The sequence below is a fragment of the Pigmentiphaga soli genome (assembly GCF_039541095.1).
Taxonomy (GTDB): Bacteria; Pseudomonadota; Gammaproteobacteria; order Burkholderiales; family Burkholderiaceae_B; genus Pigmentiphaga; species Pigmentiphaga soli.
In genome coordinates this window covers 20,592-38,118 of the sequence record NZ_BAABFO010000011.1, presented here as the reverse complement: position 1 = coordinate 38,118, position 17,527 = coordinate 20,592, and the positions used below count along the sequence as shown (strand labels likewise).

At 48.1% G+C, this 17,527-nt stretch carries 15 protein-coding genes; 9 read left to right on the top strand and 6 right to left on the bottom strand.

What is annotated here, in order from left to right:
• Window positions 1–7: 7 nt before the first annotated feature.
• The 9 genes from ABD927_RS12680 (at window position 8) to ABD927_RS12640 (ending at window position 9,861) form a co-directional block, all read left to right on the top strand.
• Window positions 8–1,189: a glycosyltransferase family 4 protein gene (locus ABD927_RS12680; RefSeq protein WP_345249922.1), complete on the top strand. Its 1,182-nt coding sequence runs from the start codon at window positions 8–10 to the stop codon at window positions 1,187–1,189.
• Window positions 1,190–1,252: 63 nt separating this feature from the next.
• Window positions 1,253–2,530, top strand: a complete 1,278-nt coding sequence (gene tviB, locus ABD927_RS12675; RefSeq protein WP_345249920.1) for a Vi polysaccharide biosynthesis UDP-N-acetylglucosamine C-6 dehydrogenase TviB — start codon at window positions 1,253–1,255, stop codon at window positions 2,528–2,530.
• Window positions 2,531–2,568: 38 nt separating this feature from the next.
• The gene (locus tag ABD927_RS12670) at window positions 2,569–3,594 is read left to right on the top strand and encodes an NAD-dependent epimerase/dehydratase family protein (protein WP_345249917.1); all 1,026 of its coding nucleotides are present in this window, start codon (window positions 2,569–2,571) and stop codon (window positions 3,592–3,594) included.
• A gap of 34 nt (window positions 3,595–3,628) precedes the next feature.
• The gene (locus ABD927_RS12665; RefSeq protein WP_345249915.1) at window positions 3,629–4,582 is read left to right on the top strand and encodes a Gfo/Idh/MocA family oxidoreductase; all 954 of its coding nucleotides are present in this window, start codon (window positions 3,629–3,631) and stop codon (window positions 4,580–4,582) included.
• 4 nt (window positions 4,583–4,586) lie between these two features.
• A complete protein-coding gene (locus ABD927_RS12660; protein ID WP_345249913.1) occupies window positions 4,587–5,174 on the top strand; it encodes an acyltransferase in 588 nt (195 codons plus the stop codon).
• Window positions 5,171–6,262 (top strand): DegT/DnrJ/EryC1/StrS family aminotransferase, encoded by a 1,092-nt coding sequence (locus ABD927_RS12655; RefSeq protein WP_345249911.1) that lies wholly within the window; start codon window positions 5,171–5,173, stop codon window positions 6,260–6,262. Before ABD927_RS12660 ends, ABD927_RS12655 begins: the two co-directional genes overlap by 4 nt.
• 63 nt (window positions 6,263–6,325) lie before the next feature.
• Complete coding sequence (locus tag ABD927_RS12650) at window positions 6,326–7,711, top strand: lipopolysaccharide biosynthesis protein (protein WP_345249909.1); 1,386 nt, start codon at window positions 6,326–6,328, stop codon at window positions 7,709–7,711.
• Window positions 7,701–8,291 carry a DapH/DapD/GlmU-related protein gene (locus tag ABD927_RS12645; RefSeq protein WP_345249907.1) on the top strand — a complete coding sequence of 197 codons (591 nt, stop codon included), beginning with the start codon at window positions 7,701–7,703 and terminating at the stop codon, window positions 8,289–8,291. The genes ABD927_RS12650 and ABD927_RS12645 overlap by 11 nt, the downstream gene beginning before the upstream one ends.
• A gap of 76 nt (window positions 8,292–8,367) precedes the next feature.
• A complete protein-coding gene (locus ABD927_RS12640) occupies window positions 8,368–9,861 on the top strand; it encodes a glycosyl hydrolase family 28-related protein (protein ID WP_345249905.1) in 1,494 nt (497 codons plus the stop codon).
• A gap of 102 nt (window positions 9,862–9,963) precedes the next feature.
• Here ABD927_RS12640 and ABD927_RS12635 read toward each other — a convergent pair whose 3' ends face one another.
• The 6 genes from ABD927_RS12635 to ABD927_RS12615 all read right to left on the bottom strand — a co-directional run bounded on the left by ABD927_RS12635 (window position 9,964) and on the right by ABD927_RS12615 (window position 17,448).
• The gene (locus ABD927_RS12635) at window positions 9,964–11,175 is read right to left on the bottom strand and encodes a hypothetical protein (RefSeq protein ID WP_345249903.1); all 1,212 of its coding nucleotides are present in this window, start codon (window positions 11,173–11,175) and stop codon (window positions 9,964–9,966) included.
• Between the two features lie 32 nt (window positions 11,176–11,207).
• Entirely contained in the window at window positions 11,208–12,296 is a 1,089-nt protein-coding gene (locus tag ABD927_RS24555; protein WP_425570253.1) for a glycosyltransferase, read from the bottom strand.
• Between the two features lie 21 nt (window positions 12,297–12,317).
• Entirely contained in the window at window positions 12,318–13,475 is a 1,158-nt protein-coding gene (locus ABD927_RS12630) for a glycosyltransferase family 4 protein (protein WP_345249901.1), read from the bottom strand.
• Entirely contained in the window at window positions 13,465–14,034 is a 570-nt protein-coding gene (locus tag ABD927_RS12625) for a serine O-acetyltransferase (protein WP_345249899.1), read from the bottom strand. The genes ABD927_RS12630 and ABD927_RS12625 overlap by 11 nt, the downstream gene beginning before the upstream one ends.
• Window positions 14,035–14,114: 80 nt before the next feature.
• The gene (locus ABD927_RS12620; RefSeq protein WP_345249897.1) at window positions 14,115–16,340 is read right to left on the bottom strand and encodes a polysaccharide biosynthesis tyrosine autokinase; all 2,226 of its coding nucleotides are present in this window, start codon (window positions 16,338–16,340) and stop codon (window positions 14,115–14,117) included.
• Between the two features lie 7 nt (window positions 16,341–16,347).
• Entirely contained in the window at window positions 16,348–17,448 is a 1,101-nt protein-coding gene (locus ABD927_RS12615; protein ID WP_345249895.1) for a polysaccharide biosynthesis/export family protein, read from the bottom strand.
• Window positions 17,449–17,527: the final 79 nt, after the last annotated feature.

Sequence of the window (17,527 nt, the reverse complement as noted above, 5' to 3'; positions counted from 1 at the left end):
GTGCGAGATGACTGCAACGGCTCTGTTCCCCGATTCCCAGCTAACGACGACGGCGAGAATCCTCGTTATTGGCGGGCTGGCCGAATCACTTATCAATTTTCGATGGCCGCTGATACGGACACTTGCCGAGCGGGGTCATCAAGTATTCGGTTGTGCAGCGGAGGACCATCCCGAAGTGTCAGCGCGCTTCAGCGAGATTGGCGGTGCCTACTATCAAATACCGCTCAGAAGAGCGGGGATGAATCCGCGTGACGATTGGCGTACCTATTCCGCGCTTCGAAAACTGATACGCACGCTACGAGTTAACGTGGTCATCGCTTATACGATCAAGCCTGTCGTCTATGGCATGCTAGCGGCGCATCGCTGTGGGGTAGCGCGTCGCTACGCGCTGATAACAGGCCTGGGCTATGCCTTTACAGATGCCAGTAGCGACCCACGTAGGGCGATGACACAAAGAATTGCAACATTGCTATATAAGACGAGTCTTAAGAAAGCAAATCATATTTTCTTCCAGAACCCGGACGATCAAGAATTATTCATTGACCGTGCCCTACTATCCCGAGAAGCATCTACTAGCATCGTCAACGGGTCCGGGGTCGATACACGGCGTTTCCGCGTCGAACCGCTGCCAGCAAAACCGGTTTTTCTGCTAATCGCCCGGCTTCTGCGAGATAAAGGCATACGCGAATATGTAGAAGCGGCGCGGATTATCCGGCAGAGATATCCCGAGGCTGTTTTTCTTTTAGCAGGCCCAGTTGACCCGAACCCAGCGGCGATACGCCCTGAAGAACTGCGGAGCTGGGTTAACGACGGCAGTATCGAATATCTCGGCCCTCTTGCCGATGTACGTCCCGCGATCGCTCGCGCTAGCGTCTACGTCCTACCCTCATACCGCGAAGGAACACCCCGAACGGTCCTTGAGGCAATGGCCATGGGCCGGCCGATCATTACTACCAACGTGCCGGGGTGTAGGGAGACGGTCCAGCACGGCATCAATGGCTTGCTTGTACCTCACAAAAACGTACCACAACTAGCGGAAGCAATGGAACAGCTGATCATAGCACCGGAATTGCGCGCACGTTACGCAGGCAAAAGCCGTGAAATCGCCGAAAGCAAATACGACGATATCCAAGTGAGCTCTACGATGATAGACACGATGAACCTAAACGCAAGTGCTGCGCCGATATGATCTTGACCGCGTAGACCGTAACCACAACAAAACCGTTGAATTCTTATGCGAAGTGACTCCAACATGCCCTCTCTGGAAAATACGAAAGTGACCGTCATCGGACTCGGCTACGTCGGCCTGCCGCTCGCGGTCGAATTCGGCAAGCGCTATCCGACCGTCGGCTTCGACATCAAAGCAGAACGCATCGCGGAACTACGCAGTGGTAAAGACTCGACGCTGGAAGTATCGCCAGAGGAATTGGCAAGCAGCGCAATGCTTGAATATACAAACGATCTTGACGCCATACGTCACACGAATGTCTACATCGTGACGGTGCCGACTCCTATCGACGAAGCCAAACGACCTGATCTCACGCCCCTCATTAAAGCGAGCGAGACTATAGGCTCGGTGCTGAAGAAGAACGACGTCGTTATCTATGAATCAACTGTCTATCCAGGTGCCACGGAAGAGGTGTGCGTGCCAATTTTAGAACGCCAGTCTGGACTAGTCTTCAACCGCGACTTCTTCGCAGGCTATAGCCCGGAGCGCATTAATCCGGGCGATAAGCAGCACCGCGTTACCACGATTCAAAAAGTCACCTCAGGATCGACTACGGAAGTCGCCGACTTTGTCGACGCTTTGTACCGTTCGATCATAACGGCGGGCACTCACAAAGCTAGCAGCATTAGGGTCGCAGAAGCCGCCAAAGTAATCGAAAATACTCAGCGCGACGTCAACATCGCACTGATCAACGAACTGGCATTGATCTTCAACCGCTTAGGCATCGACACGCTCGAAGTTCTAGAAGCTGCCGGTACTAAATGGAATTTTCTACCGTTTCGTCCTGGGCTCGTGGGAGGCCACTGCATCAGTGTTGACCCATATTACCTAACCCACAAAGCACAGCAGATTGGCTATCATCCCGAAGTAATTCTGGCGGGACGCCGAATCAATGACGGTATGGGGCAATATGTAGCAGATCAGGTACTACGACTGCTCGTACGCAAGGCCGTAAATCCAGTAAACGCCCGCATATTAATTCTCGGGCTGACGTTCAAAGAAAACTGCCCCGATTTACGCAATACCCGCGTAATCGATATCGTCCAGGCATTGCGCGAATTCACTACCCATGTGGACATCCATGATCCCTGGGTTAATGCGGAAGAAGCCGCACACGAATATGATTTAAAGTTAGTTCACACACCTGCACATGAAGCTTACGATGCCATTGTGGTAGCCGTCGGCCACAAGATCTTCGCGGAACTTGGCACTGAAGGAATTCGCAAGTACGGCAAGCCGAACGCGGTGCTTTATGATGTCAAGTATATCTTTCCCAAGACGGATGTTGACGGACGTCTTTGAAATTGTCTCCGAACAACCGGGCAAGCAAACGAGGCAGCATGGCGGGACATTACGAATCAATCCTGGCGGAGCTAGCCGCTGCACCACGAACTTGGTTGATAACCGGGGTGGCCGGCTTCATAGGGAGCAATTTACTCGAAGCTCTACTTAGAGCAAATCAATATGTAGTAGGTTTAGACAATTTTTCCACTGGGCATAAGCATAACCTCGATGAGGTGAGAGATGCTGTCGGATCACGCCACTGGCAAAATTTTAGATTCATCGAAGGCGATATTCGATCGTTATCCGACTGCAAGAGCGCCTGCAGCGGCGTTGACTATGTTTTGCATCAAGCAGCACTTGGCTCCGTGCCGCGCTCAATCCAGGACCCAATCACAACCAACGAAGCAAACGTGGTGGGCTTTCTCAACATGCTTGTGGCGGCCCGCGACGCCAACACGCAAAGATTTGTCTATGCAGCAAGCAGCTCGACATATGGTGACCATCCAGGACTCCCCAAGGTAGAAGACACCATTGGCGCTCCGTTATCCCCATATGCTGTCACTAAGTATGTAAACGAACTGTACGCTAACGTCTTTGCTCGCACATACGGATTTAATTCGATTGGTTTGCGTTACTTCAACGTGTTTGGAAAGCGACAAGATCCCTTTGGGCCTTACGCGGCAGTCATTCCCAGGTGGATAGCAGCAATGGTGAACGGACAGGATGTGTTTATAAATGGTGATGGGGAAACGAGCCGCGACTTCTGTTTCATCGACAATGTTGTCCGTGCAAATATTTTGGCTGCAGTTATCAACGATAACGACGCGGTCAACGAAGTGTATAACATCGCAGTCGGAGGGCGTACCACGCTAAACCAGTTGTTCGCCGCCATAAAGCAAAGCTTGAAACAACATGGGGTGCCCTATGACAAGCCTCCTACCTATCGTGAATTTCGCGATGGTGATGTGAGGCATTCGCAAGCCAACATCGATAAAGCTCGCCGCTTGCTAGGTTACGACCCTCGATTCGATCTCCGAACTGGCATTGACGTAGCGACCCCTTGGTACATTGCCCACATTTAAAGCAAACATTAACGCACAATACGGAGAGTTCAGAATGACAAACTTTGCGCTAATAGGTGCCGCGGGCTACATCGCTCCCCGCCATATGCAGGCGATTAAAGCGACGGGGAACCGCCTCGTAGCCGCCCTCGACCGGAACGATTCAGTCGGCATTATAGACAGCTACTTTCCCGACGCGGATTTTTTTACTGAATTCGAACGGTTCGATAGGCATCTGGATAGACTTCGCCGCCACGTTCACAGTGATCGAGTTGACTATGTAGCGATTTGCTCACCGAATTATCTACACGATTCGCACATCCGGTTTGCGTTGCGCACTGGGGCGGACGCTATTTGCGAAAAGCCATTGGTACTGAATCCGTGGAATATAGATGGTCTGCTTGAGATAGAGAAGGACACTGGCCGCAAAGTCGCCACGATTCTCCAGCTACGGCTACATCCTTCTATCATCGCTCTACGAGAAAGGGTGCGTCGAGAAGCCATAACCCAAAAATATGATGTTGACCTAGCATATATTACATCCAGAGGTCACTGGTATTTGCAATCATGGAAAGGCGATGTCAAGAAAGCCGGGGGCATTGCAACCAATATTGGCGTTCATTTCTTTGACATGCTGCATTTCCTATTCGGAGACTTGCAGGAAAACGTGGTGCATTACAGTTCCGATACTAAGGCGGCTGGCTATCTCGAGTACCAAAAAGCGCGAGTACGTTGGTTTCTTTCGGTTGACGCTGAAGATGTACCCGCGGCACAGATTGAAAAAGGCCAACGTACTTACCGGTCGATCACCATTAATGGAGACGAAATTGAATTCTCTGGTGGCTTTACCGACCTTCACATACGAAGCTATGAAGAAATTTTAGCCGGCAACGGATTCGGTTTAGAAGAAAATCGAACGGCGATCTCTACAGTAGCCGCCATTCGAAATGCGGCACCAGTCGGTTTGATGGGCGACTACCATCCCTTTCTAGCCAATCTCAAAACTTGAGTCTATGGAACATTATCAGCATCCGACAGCCATCGTCGATGAAGGCGCAATAATTGGGAAAGATTCTCGAATTTGGCACTTCGTCCATGTATGCAGTGGCGCCCGCATCGGAAGAAGAGTATCACTTGGACAAAACGTCTTTGTCGCAGGAAGGGCTGTTATTGGTGACGGCTGCAAGATTCAAAATAACGTGTCTGTTTATGATAATGTTACCATCGAACAGGACGTCTTTTGTGGTCCCAGCATGGTTTTCACCAACGTGCTAAATCCGCGCGCCCATATAGAACGCAAGGCGGAATATCGACATACATTGATAAAGAGGGGAGCATCACTCGGAGCGAATTGTACCATCGTATGCGGCGTCACGATCGGGGAATTCGCGTTCGTCGGAGCTGGTGCCGTCGTCAACAAGAATGTGCCGCCATATGCTTTGGTTGTTGGCGTCCCTGCTCGACAGACCGGTTGGATAAGTGAATTCGGTGAACGGCTTGCATTACCGATTAATGGTACCGGTAAGGCAATCTGCCCTCATACTGGAGTGCAATACATATTGGACGGCACGCTTATAACCAGGATGGAGAGCGGGAGATGATGGAATTTATCGATCTAAAGCTGCAGCAAGCCCGAGTAAAGGATGAAATTGATAGAGCCATACAGCGCGTATTAGCTCATGGAAAATATATACTCGGGCCGGAGGTATCGGAGGTAGAAGAGAAGCTGGCGGAGTTTGTAGGCGCCAAGTATTGCATTACATGCGCCAATGGCACCGACGCGCTTCAAATCGCGCAAATGGCTTTAGGCATAAGCAGTGGCGACGAAGTAATCACTCCAGGATTCACTTACATTGCAACCGCTGAAACCGCTGCTTTACTAGGTGCCAAGCCAGTCTATGTTGACGTTGATCCCAAGACATACAATCTGGACCCTCATAAACTACGGGCTGCGATTACCCCTCGCACTAAAGCAATAATCCCAGTGTCACTGTATGGGCAATGTGCCGATTTCGATACAATTAATTCCATCGCCGCCGACTTCGGTTTAACTGTCATAGAGGACGCGGCTCAGAGCTTTGGCGCGTTTTATAAGCAGCGACACTCCTGCAACGTGACCCCTATAGCGTGTACCAGTTTCTTCCCAAGTAAGCCTCTTGGCGCCTACGGTGATGGTGGTGCGATATTTACGAGTAATGACGAGTTAGCCGCTCGGCTAAGACGGATAGCCCGACACGGCCAAGATAAGCGTTACTTTCATTCGTGCATAGGTGTCAACAGCCGACTCGACACAATTCAGGCAGCTATTCTTTTGGCGAAGCTGACGATATTTCCGAATGAAGTGGAGTTGCGCCAGCAAGTCGCACACAGGTACGATTCCCTGCTAACTGAAGTCGGAATCACTCCACCGCATATTAGCGATTGGAATACTAGTGTTTATGCTCAATATACGATTTGCGTTCCAAACCGACAAGCGGTGCAAGAGAAATTGCATGCCGCAGGAATCCCCACAGCGGTGCATTATCCAATTCCTCTAAATAGGCAGCCTGCAGTCGCAGATTCTGAGGCTCAGCTTCCGGTTGGTGATGAGCTAGCCGAGCGAGTATTGAGTATCCCAATGCATCCCTACTTAACTCCGGAGGCGCAGCAATTCATAGTGCGGTCCATTGCAACGGCCTCCGGCTGCTAAAAGACGTTAACAGATATGCGCCTGATATATCTACGCCATCTGTTTCGATAAGCGGGCAGAGTAATGTTTCATAACTTGCGGAGCAAGTTCACAGCGCTGCACCAGCGCCAGTTTTTCCGTTCCGTCAGCGTTTTGGTTGGTGGCACGGCGATCGCACAAGCAGTAATGGCGTTGGCCCTACCTATAATCACGCGCTTATATACGCCTCAAGACTTTAGCATTCTCGCGATTTATATTTCTCTAGTCGGAACAATAACTTCAGCAGCTTGTTTACGCTTTGAAATTGCGATTCCATTGCCAGAAAGCGACGAGGATGCGATCAACCTTGTTGCGCTAGCGTCCAGTAGTGTGCTGGTTATCAGTATTGCAATGGGATTCTTATTTTTTTGTTTCCATGACCTAATTACTCAAGCTCTCGGCCGTCCAGGCATAGGACGCTATTTATGGACAATACCGATAGGAGTCCTTTTAATAGGAATCTACAATGCTTTGCAGTACTGGGCAACGAGAAAGAAACAGTTTCAGCTAGTTGCTCGAACACGAATGAGCCAAGCCATTGGCTCTGTCGGTGTTCAAATCGGTTGGGGACTCTTTTCATTTGGTCCTTTAGGTCTATTGCTAGGACAGCTAATCACTGGAAGTGCGGGCATACTAAATATATGGCGACGCGTATTGCGCGAAGACAGGGCGCTACTGCGGGAGGTTAGTTTCAGTCGAATGAGAGGGACCTTTCTTTCGTACATTCGTTTCCCAAAATTTTCCGCACTTGAAGCTCTTGCGAATAGCGCGGGAGCTCAACTTCCCATTCTATTTATTGCAGCATGGTCTGCTCCGAGCGAAGCAGGTCAACTCATGCTGGCCATCAAAGTAATGCAGATTCCTTTAGGGCTTATAGGTAGTGCCGTCGCGCAAGTTTATTTGTCTCGTGCACCCCAGGAGCATCGCTCAGAGTCACTTAATCGATTCACCATGACTACGCTGAGTGGCTTGACAAAAGCAGGATTCGGACCATTACTCTTCGCCGGCATACTAGCACCTCCATTGTTTTCCTTAGCGTTTGGACCTAGCTGGGTCCGAGCTGGCGAACTGGTAAGATGGTTGGTTCCATGGCTCATGCTGCAGTTCCTTGCATCTCCGATATCTATGGTTATGCACATCAAGGGCCATCAAAAACTAATGCTACTCATTACCATCGGCGGTTTTCTATTCAGGTGCGGCACGGTGTATTTATTTGGCCTCGTCGCGAAGAATTTAATTGCCGAAGCATATTCCATTACGGGTTTAATTTTCTATAGCATTTGCCTTATAATATTCTGCAGGTCCGCAGGGATCAATCTTCGGGGCATAATGAGAGCATTGATATCGTCAGGGAAAATCACATCAATTTGGGTAATCGCCGCAATTGCGATGTCCCTCTTGTACACACTGATAACTAGAAATGTCGTTTAAACACAATATGGCGCATCACGCCAAACCGCTTCTTCGATTCATCATGTCTCTTTTTTTTGAAAAAAAATATCTGCAAGGGTACCATTTCGATGAATCGCTAGGCGGATATGTTTTCGGCATAAAATCTATTTGGCAAAGAAGTATTTTACGACTGGCTAAACCATTACCTTGGCCAGCGGCTGCTTCCTGCCATGTCACCAATCCCCGAAATATATTTTTCCATCCGGACGATTTAAATAACTTCCAATCTCCAGGCACGTATTATCAAAATTTTAAAGCTGCTATATATATAGGGAGAGGAACATTTATAGGTCCGAATGTCGGCATTATTACGGCCAATCATCAATTTGATGATCTATCAAAGCACGAATTGGGTAAAGATGTAAAAATAGGTGAGAAGTGCTGGATTGGAATGAACTCTGTGCTATTACCCGGTGTCGTTTTGGGTAATCGTTCAATCGTTGCAGCGGGTTCGATCGTAACTAAGAGCTTTCCCGCCGGCAACGTTGTGATTGGGGGAGTCCCAGCTCGAGTAATCAAGCAGCTTCCTCTAAGCCAAACAGGAAACGCAGGGGTATAGAAGCGGTGCTAGGATGATTTCACCGTAAGGGCCGACAACGATCATAGTTTAATACTCAATGGGGCGAAAGGCTATCATGAAAGCTCAGCACTCCCCTAGCTACAGTCGTCGAATATTACTGGGACGCATTACCTCCATTTTGGGCGCCATATTGACGGCGCGTCCCGCGGCGGTCATTGGCGCTGATAGCAACGACAAACCAATTTCTGTTAAAGATTACGGAGCAAAAGGAGATGGGGTTACTGATGACTACGCATCGATAAAAGAGGCTGTTCGTAAAATTAATGAGCAGAAGGGCGGGACTCTTATTTTTCCCAAAGGAACGTATTATATCGGCGCCATAAAGGATCTCCGCGATCCGTCGCAGGACTGGGATATTACTTTCTCGGAATGTCGCGGCTTAACTATCGACTTACAAGGGTCTTCTATCGTCGTTCGAGGCAATTTTCGTCGATCAGCAGACGTTAAGGCTGCTAGAGGCTACGTTTCCTTCAAGAATACTGTCATTCCGATTAAGCTTGTCAATTGCCAGGATTGCCATCTCAGGAACGGCACATTGCTTGGAGGAGTCGGAGAGCTCACTCGGGACAGCGGCGTGGTCGAGGGACCTTGCCACGGTGTGATGATAAACGGTGGGGCAGATATCTATATTTCCGATCTAACTGTTCGGGATTTCGCTGCTGACGGCGTCTATATTGCTCCAAGCCCGTCTGCGCAAGGTAAAAAGGCTACAAGAATACGCTTGGACCGGGTAACCTCGACCAATAATGCTCGTCAGGGCATGTCCATAGTCGGCGGAATAGGTATAAGAGCTGATGGATGCTATTTTGGCCTCACCGGAATTGTTAAGGGTGCTTACGGCAATCACCCCCCTTCAGCGGGTGTAGATGTAGAGCCAAACGTAAAGCCACGTGACGGCAACTATACGGGACAGATAGAATTTATTAATTGCAAATTCGACCGAAATAAGGGACACAACTTCGTAGCATCTAGCCCCGAGTCAACGGCGAGTATCACGCTATCTGAATGCACCTTTATAGGCGATGCTGCTGCTCGCGGCCAAGCATTCTATGCTGGAGCTGTAAATACTTATGTTCAGGATTGCGTTATTCGACAGTGCACTTTTATGAACTGCGCTCTGATGCCGGGCTACGCTCACAGAACTTCAGCTAATCCTTCCAGCACGAAAGTGGAGAATTGTACATTTTCCATAACGAAGCTGAGAACGCCAAGTATATATGTGCAAAGCAAGCTCGAAAATCTACATATCACTCTTCGTCAGAACGTTCTGTACTTTGAACCTTCCGGAGATATTCCCAGATATTTTATACAGATAAGTAACAAAGGGGTTGAATTTACGCAAAACAAAATATTCGTGTCGGCTCACAAGCTTCTCGCGTCTGGCGCTCGACCTCGATTCGCCCTGCAGGGAATAAGTATGTACAGCGATAACGAGTGGATAGGTCGAACGCAAAATGACATAAACCCCAGTCAAATTATTGGTCCCACGAAGGAGGAGTCGACAAACGATCGCTTTTTATTAGATCGGACCTGGATAATACCCTCTTAAAGACTTCTATTAATAAGAAATGCCTGACTGAGGTATGAATGGCATGCGTGGCGCCCTTCAACGCTCCAGGTACCGGCTTGAAAGTCACCTGTAAACTTCTCCCTACGAAGGCCTCTGGGACCTACCGGTTGATTCAGATACAGGCTCGAGGGAAGCATTTATTAATTGCCGACTCCGATAATAAGATGCGCCAACACGTTGGCGACCAAGCACTGACAAAAATAGGACTATCAGCATAGGTACAAACATCCATTTTTGCCGAATTGCAATGCCAAGGTTCGCTGTGGTCAAGGCCAGTATCATCCAAGCAGTAAAGGCATACGAGATTAGAAAGATCCTGTCATGTGGCATCATGGCACGACGTCCGATCACCAGTTTCCATCCGCCGATTAGAAATAGATACAACAGAATTAGATTGTCTACGCTAGCAGCTAAAGCAAAGACGCTCCGTGCTTCGAGTACCGTCGGTCGAAATGCATATGTGAAAAATTTCGCAGGCAAACTCATGCTAGAGATATCCACACTAGCCCCACCTTCCATATTTTGTGCCTGCCTTTGGTCTACATAATCCATAATCGCGTCAACATCCCCCCCTCCTCCCACTCCGGCATAATTCAGAACGAGAGGAAGCAAGGCGATAGCAGCTATCATTGATAACCCGAAGATGAAGGTTCTCTTTAACGGCGACACACCACGCTGCAATCCCAATGCTATAGCGACACTTGCAATCATCAATAATGCAATATGTGGCCTAACTAGCATCATTATGGCAACAGCAAGAACCTGGAGAGCAACACTCTTCGTAAGTTGCTGCGCTGCCCACAACATTAGTCCAACCGACATGAATGCTAGCGAATCCTTACCTATGGCAGACGACCAAAAGCTTACAGACGGAAGAAAAATAATAACGACACCAAGCCAACGCGGGCGTAGACTCCGCGTCTGGGCTATTACTTTTAAACTGCCCGCGAACGCGATTAACCCAATAGAACCAAATATATTGAAAATCAAGGATGTTCCCCAAAAGGACATCCCCAAAGCACGGGCAAATACAGCGGTTAATAAGTCGACACCAGCAGTTCCGATACCCAGATCAAGACTGCCCGAAGTCGCGCGCCGATAATAACCAATCGCGTCGCCTCCGTAAGACAGAACATACCAACAATAGAATACACAAAACGCCGTATGCCATAAATATATAAAGGCGCAGTACTTTTTACTAAGCCCAAATTTGCGGGCAATGCTTAATGAAAGGAAAAATCCCAACAAAAAGGATACGCTCGCATCAAAGAGATCCCACGCTGAGGTCACCATAGATGTCAGCTCTTGTAATACAACATATCTTACTAAGCGGGGTCCACGGACGTTTGACCCTCATAAATCGCAATCCATCGACGCACCGCTTGCTGCAAAGAATAACTTTCCTCTACTCGCTTACGCGCACGAGTTCCAAGTAAACCGGCCTCGAACTCGGAAAGGGATAGTGCGCTCATAATAGCTGACGCAAGAAGAGATGGCTGTTTCGGAGGAATCAAATATCCAACATCTCCAAGAACTTCCTTCACCCCCCCACAATCAGTGGCAACCACTACCCTTTCACATGCCATCGCCTCCGCTACAACTAAACCGAATCCCTCCCACGCGGACGACAACACAAAAACGTCAGCTGCTGACAAGACCGCGGGGATGTCGTCTCTCACACCTAGCCATAGGATCTTATTACTTATTTTCAGCGCTACAGCTAACCTCTTCAATTCGGATCTTAGGGGACCGTCACCGACGATTGCGACCTGGAATGGATTGGACGCTCGCAATAGGCTGATCGCCGTTAGTAAGTTGGGGTAGTCCTTGGCCGCGTTAAGACGGCCGACTGCTACGATGAGTTTAGAATTAGGTGAGATTCGCAGCTCTTTTCTTATCAAATCGCGAGAAATACTATCGAATCTAAACCGGCGCGTATTAATTCCATTGTGTAATGTGCGAATCCTATCAGGTCTACATCCGTTACGATCTATAAATGATTGAGTCGCTACTTCGCTGACATTTGTCGTAATATCCGTAAGCCTGTCAGTAAGACGATAAGCGAACATTCGCCACCTTGAGCCTTCGTTATTATTATGGGCGCTGCTAATTAACTTCGGGATATCCACACTCCACCGGAGTAAACGAGCCAAAATATTGGCATGAAACAAATGGCTATGCACTACGTGTGGCTTATATTTTACTAAGAAGCGTCTACATCTAAAGTAGACAGCGAAAAAATCGTAGGGAGACCGAACGCCCATTCCAATAATTCGCACACTTGAATGTTTGGGCTTCAAATCCGCCGTTCCTGTCAGATATAGAATAGCTACTTGGTGCCCAAGTTCAATCAAGCTATCCGCAAGATCGATAACCAGTCGTTCGGCGCCCCCTACTCCTAGCCCCGTTATCAAAAACGCAATTCTCAAGGTCGCCTACTTAATTTCATTGAGGAATGCAAAAAATTTGTCTACATGCGTTCTAATTGAATAATTTTCACTCACCGCTTTTGCTTGTTGAGCTTTGACCTTGGCACCTTCTCTATCTATCGCGACTTGGCAATACGTTTCCGCCAGTGCTTCAACGTCATCTTGATCGATAAAGAAACACGAATCATCAGACAAAACTCGGCAAAATATCTCATTGCGCCACGCGACAATAATTTTCTCTGAAGCCATTTGCTCAATTAATGCGTTGGAGACCCCCCCTCCTCCCATGAGATCCTTCGAATAAGTTAGCGCAACACAACAATCGATTTTTTTCAGAAATTCGGGAACCGACTGATTCGGCATGGCCCCATGGAAATAGAGTGACCCGTTCTCGGCGGCCATTTGGACCATATTTCGATATGGCCCATCACCAACGACGTGAAATTCTAGTTGATCTTTTTGCGTTTTAGATAAAGCTATATCGATCGACTTCAGGAAGGCCTCAATTCCCTTCACTTGAGACAATCTACCGATAAAAGCGATTCGCACCTTATTATTCGTCGGAGCAACGGGAATCTGCTGTTTCCATCGCTCCAGATCTACGGCGTTGTGTATAACAGTGCAATCAATTCCATAGGCTCTATAAAAAGCCGCTGTATCTTCGCCATTGGCTATTACCCCATCAAAAAAATGACGGATGACAAAAACCTCTAACTTTATAACCAATCGACGAGTAAAGCTATTAAGTCGATAGCCTTTTTCTTTTGAGTATACTGTGCGAAGCCAAATTATCCGCTTTGGATTATAAAACAAACGAAGTCTTGAACATGCGACGGCAATGGCTTCGTTAAGCCCTCCAACTGCAAGAAGGTAATCAGCCTTTGTCTTTCTAAATAAAAATTTCTTGACAAAGCCAAACCAAAACTTGACAGGAATAGGTATTCTTCCGGGAGGGCAATCTATCTCTATTCGATCTCCAAGGAGATGCGGATAGCGATCTTCATTGTCACTCAGCACATTGTCCTTCTCCGCTCTTAAGGAGAAGAAAGAAATCTCACACTTCCGGTTCCTTCGCCCCAACTCGCCAATAAAGGTGTTCAACCAAGTTTCCCGCCCACCGTCCGCAAATCCAAGCCGGGACATCATCAGCAAGTCAATTCTCATTATTCGACTTCCTGTCAACGGGTCTTGCAGGAATACCAATAAGCAATAAACCGTGATCTGAATATGATTTGTTGACTACGGCATTGGCCCCAATGGCACAGTTGTTACCAATCTGAATGGCTCCGAAAATTTTGGCTCCTGGACCGATGTAGCTATTATCTCCTATACGAGGCGCCAAGTTAATAGCATCCTCAGGCGCATAAAACCCCGCTTGGCCTCCGATATTCACACACGCATGCATTCTACAATTTCTTCCCACGCTGGCGAACGGAGACACGATGATCGTTCCATAGTGGACAATACAAAGCCCCGGACCGAAGACGTGAGCGGGAATGGAGAAACCAAGCTTTAGGGAAAGGGCTCTAAACCATATCTTCACCAAGAGCGATAGCCCAAATATTTTGTTCGACTGCAAATACTCATGAATCCTCAGGAGGATAGTAAATCGTATTAACGGATTACACAGCCTCATGATAGAAAACTTCACTTTGCGTGCAGCGAAGTCTTGCTTGATGAAAAATTTTAGATCTGCGTATGTCTTTATACGCTCGTCATTCATTCACTATCTCCGCACGCTTGCACCCACTCAATTTCAACTTTCTTAAGTAAAGTTCATGTTAAGGCGATCGGGACATAGCATTATTTCTTTCCGTATGTGTAATAGTATCTATAGGCATAGCCGTAACCTACGCGGTTGCGCTTGACGCCGTTGAAAATCAACCCCTTTACCGACGCCCCTGCCGCCTCAAGTTTGCGTATAGCATCTTTGACTTCTGCCACTGTGCTCCGCTCTGCCCTAACAACCATAAATATAGTTGAAGCACAACGAGCTACAGCTAAGGTATCACCTACAGGCAATAGCGGCGTGGAATCAAAAATGATGTGATCATATCGATGTTGGACGCTATTTATTAACTCTAAAAATTGATTGCTTAATAGCAATTCACCGGGGTTGGGTGGGATTTGTCCGGAGGGAAGTACATCCAAGATACCACTACCAACGTTCGGCGACAGCACGGCGTTTTCAAATTTAGCCGTTCCTGCAAGCACATCAGAAAGACCTGATACACGGCCATAACCGAAATACGTCCCCAGTTTCGGGCGGCGCATGTCGGTTTCAATCAACAGGGTTCTCCGCCCCGAGGAAGCAATAAGGGCACTTAGGTTTGCTGAAATAAAGCTCTTGCCTAGTCCTGCTGTCGCGCCCGTGATAACAATATTCTTATCTCTCGCTCCCATCAATGCAAAAGCGAGACCGGTTCGTAGTGAACGTAAACTTTCGACGGCCGGATCGTCGGGATATGACACTGCAAGTAGTTGTATAGAGTTGGAACCCCGGCCTTTAGTATTTAGGTCCAGCTTTTCCTGCAAGTGACTTTCAGGCACGGACGCATAAGAAACAAGACCAGTACTCTTTTCTACTTCAGATATTTCCCGAACAGTAGGACGAAGCGCACGCGCCGCAAATGCCGCAATGACGCCTAAGACTAAACCAATAATTGCTGTAGCTACAACGATTATGGGCTTGTTCGGTGCAACTGGCTGCGTATCCCGCACTGCAAAATCAATTATTCGAACATTACCTATAGTTCCAGCTTTTGCCACTTTCAATTGCTGGACATTATTCAATAATGCAATATATAACTGATTATTTACCTCTGCATCCCTCTGAAGCCGTAGGAGATCGCGCTGGGCTGCTGGTAACCGACTAACGGTGTCGTTCACCTTTACTGCCTCCTGTGCAATTGCTCCTAGTTGACTTTCTATGGCTTTCAACATTGGATGGTCTGGCTTGTATCGCTGCCGAAGATCATCTCTTTGCAGTTCCAACTGAAGCCTAGATCGTTCGATAGAAACCGCCTGATCAAGCAGGCTATCAGCCGATTTTTCTACGCTTACGGTATTGGTACGAGTACGAAATGCATTTAGAGCATTCTCAGCATTCTCTACATTTTGTTTTATTTCGGGGAGTTGCTGACTTAAGAACTTAAGACTTTGATCGGCCTCGGCACTTCTTCGCTCTACGTTTTGCGTCAAATAGGCGGATGCCACAGCATTAACCAGTTGCTGTGCAAAGTTAATGTCATGGTCTTCATAACTAACTCGAATGATATTGCTCTGCTTTCCACTCTCTTCAACTGTGATCTTATTCAGAATCGCCCGATAGGCAGTAATAGGAGAAGCACGCACAACATGAAAAACTGTCTCTGGGCGCGCTCTCAAATCTGCCACAGATATGCTAGCGGGCTCCCCATATATTTGGAACTTAGCCTGCTGCCCAACCACACCCGACGCCAAGACCTGTCCATCTGAGCCGAGGATATCGTATCCCTGCTCCGTGACCTTCAGATCGAACGTCTGGTTATATGCCTTATCTGGCACGTTAAAAGCTTCAATTCGGAGAGCCTCACCGCCCCAAGCATATTCGCGCAGCCCCCAAAGTGGCTGGCTTTCTGGCACACCACCACTAGCCCGGCGAGCAATCCAATCTCCGATGATAGGAAAGCGCTTTGGCGAAATACGTATTTCGGCGTTCGTAGCGCGTAACGCCTTCATAATTACTTCGCGCGATTTAAGTATTTCGATCTCGCCGCTCACCGGACTCGCCGCAGTACCCAAAGCGTCTGCAATTTCCTGCACGCCACTTAGTGGACTCGGCTTGTTCGCTTCGACCTGAATTAAAGCATCAGCACGGTAGATTGGGGTCGCTAATAGAACGTAACCTAGCCCGCAGCCTAACACCACGACAAAAATCGCGACAATCAGGCGAATATGCTGCAATAGAACGTCAATTAAACCCGATAAACTTATATCGTCTTCGACGGCGTCTACAACTCGATCCAACGGGGCGGAAGATGCGATCATTATATGGCTATTGCTCAACAGTATAAATGAAGCGGGCAGTAGGAAGGATATTGCTTATTACTCGACCGAATCGAGCCACGGCTGCCGGATCAACATACACAATATCTCGCGGCGCTAGATCAAATTGATCCGCAAGAACCAACGCATCAGGACTAGCGGCGTCGAGATGCCAGATTTGGGGGCGGTTGTCCGGGCCGCGACGAATTACATACATTTGGCCAGCGTTTGAAGTGAGCGGATTAAATCCCCCGGCATCCGAAAGAGCTTCCGCCAAACTAATTCTTCCTCGGGGCATTATTAGAGACTGTGGCTTTGTAACTTCGCCCAGCACAAAGATTTTGTTATATCGATTTTCTGGAATTGTTAGTATGTCTCCAGACTGGAGACGGACATTCTGATTAATGTCTCCGTGATAATAGAGCGCGTACAAATCTATGTGTATCGTTTCTGTGCCACGAGTTAGAGTCGCGGCTTTTAAATCAGCTTCAGGTGTTACTCCACCTGATTGCGTTATAAGGTCTGTGACATTGAGTGGAACGTCAGTTATAGGGACCACACCTGGCTTCTGAACCTGCCCCATCGCGAAAACGCGTTTACTTCGGTACGTCAGCACTGAAACGTCTACCTGGGGTTCGACCAAAACCTTATTTAGTCGGGCGGTGAGATCAGATCGTATTTGCTGCACAGACTTCCCTGCCGCTTGCACATTGCCCGCGTAGGGATAAAAGAAAGTGCCATCTTCCCCTACAGTCCGACCCGCCAATAAATTGGTCATTCCTGCTGGGTTATTTAGTTCCGGATGATTCCATACAGTAACCAACAATACATCTTGAGCCCCTACTTTATAGCTGTATTTTGGTTCCTGGATGTTGTGTTGCCTCGATCCTATTTGTGCATTGCCACCGTTTAGTGCGGTTCGCGCTGAGATCAGCTTAGCAATGGATGCTGGGGTAATAGAAAAAATATCGGCTCGTTCCGTCACATCGTCGGTGCCTGTCGTGTCATACACATAATCAGTATCAGTTTCCGATATAGTCGGAGCTGTCACGCCAAGATACGTACCAGGAACCAACGAACATCCACTTAAACTTCCAATGGATGCCAGCAAGCAGACCCGCCACCTACGGTGAAAATTGGTTCTCAGAATAAATAAGGACATGAAACAACCACTCCCGGCGAACAATAAT

Excerpts from the sequence above, each read along its gene's own strand:
- ABD927_RS12680 (WP_345249922.1), top strand. The coding sequence starts at position 8 with ATGACTGCAACGGCTCTGTTCCCCGATTCCCAGCTAACGACGACGGCG.
- tviB (WP_345249920.1), top strand. The coding sequence starts at position 1,253 with ATGCCCTCTCTGGAAAATACGAAAGTGACCGTCATCGGACTCGGCTAC.
- ABD927_RS12670 (WP_345249917.1), top strand. The coding sequence starts at position 2,569 with ATGGCGGGACATTACGAATCAATCCTGGCGGAGCTAGCCGCTGCACCA.
- ABD927_RS12665 (WP_345249915.1), top strand. The coding sequence starts at position 3,629 with ATGACAAACTTTGCGCTAATAGGTGCCGCGGGCTACATCGCTCCCCGC.
- ABD927_RS12660 (WP_345249913.1), top strand. The coding sequence starts at position 4,587 with ATGGAACATTATCAGCATCCGACAGCCATCGTCGATGAAGGCGCAATA.
- ABD927_RS12655 (WP_345249911.1), top strand. The coding sequence starts at position 5,171 with ATGATGGAATTTATCGATCTAAAGCTGCAGCAAGCCCGAGTAAAGGAT.
- ABD927_RS12650 (WP_345249909.1), top strand. The coding sequence starts at position 6,326 with ATGTTTCATAACTTGCGGAGCAAGTTCACAGCGCTGCACCAGCGCCAG.
- ABD927_RS12645 (WP_345249907.1), top strand. The coding sequence starts at position 7,701 with ATGTCGTTTAAACACAATATGGCGCATCACGCCAAACCGCTTCTTCGA.
- ABD927_RS12640 (WP_345249905.1), top strand. The coding sequence starts at position 8,368 with ATGAAAGCTCAGCACTCCCCTAGCTACAGTCGTCGAATATTACTGGGA.
- ABD927_RS12635 (WP_345249903.1), bottom strand. The coding sequence starts at position 11,175 with ATGGTGACCTCAGCGTGGGATCTCTTTGATGCGAGCGTATCCTTTTTG.
- ABD927_RS12630 (WP_345249901.1), bottom strand. The coding sequence starts at position 13,475 with ATGAGAATTGACTTGCTGATGATGTCCCGGCTTGGATTTGCGGACGGT.
- ABD927_RS12625 (WP_345249899.1), bottom strand. The coding sequence starts at position 14,034 with ATGAATGACGAGCGTATAAAGACATACGCAGATCTAAAATTTTTCATC.
- ABD927_RS12620 (WP_345249897.1), bottom strand. The coding sequence starts at position 16,340 with ATGATCGCATCTTCCGCCCCGTTGGATCGAGTTGTAGACGCCGTCGAA.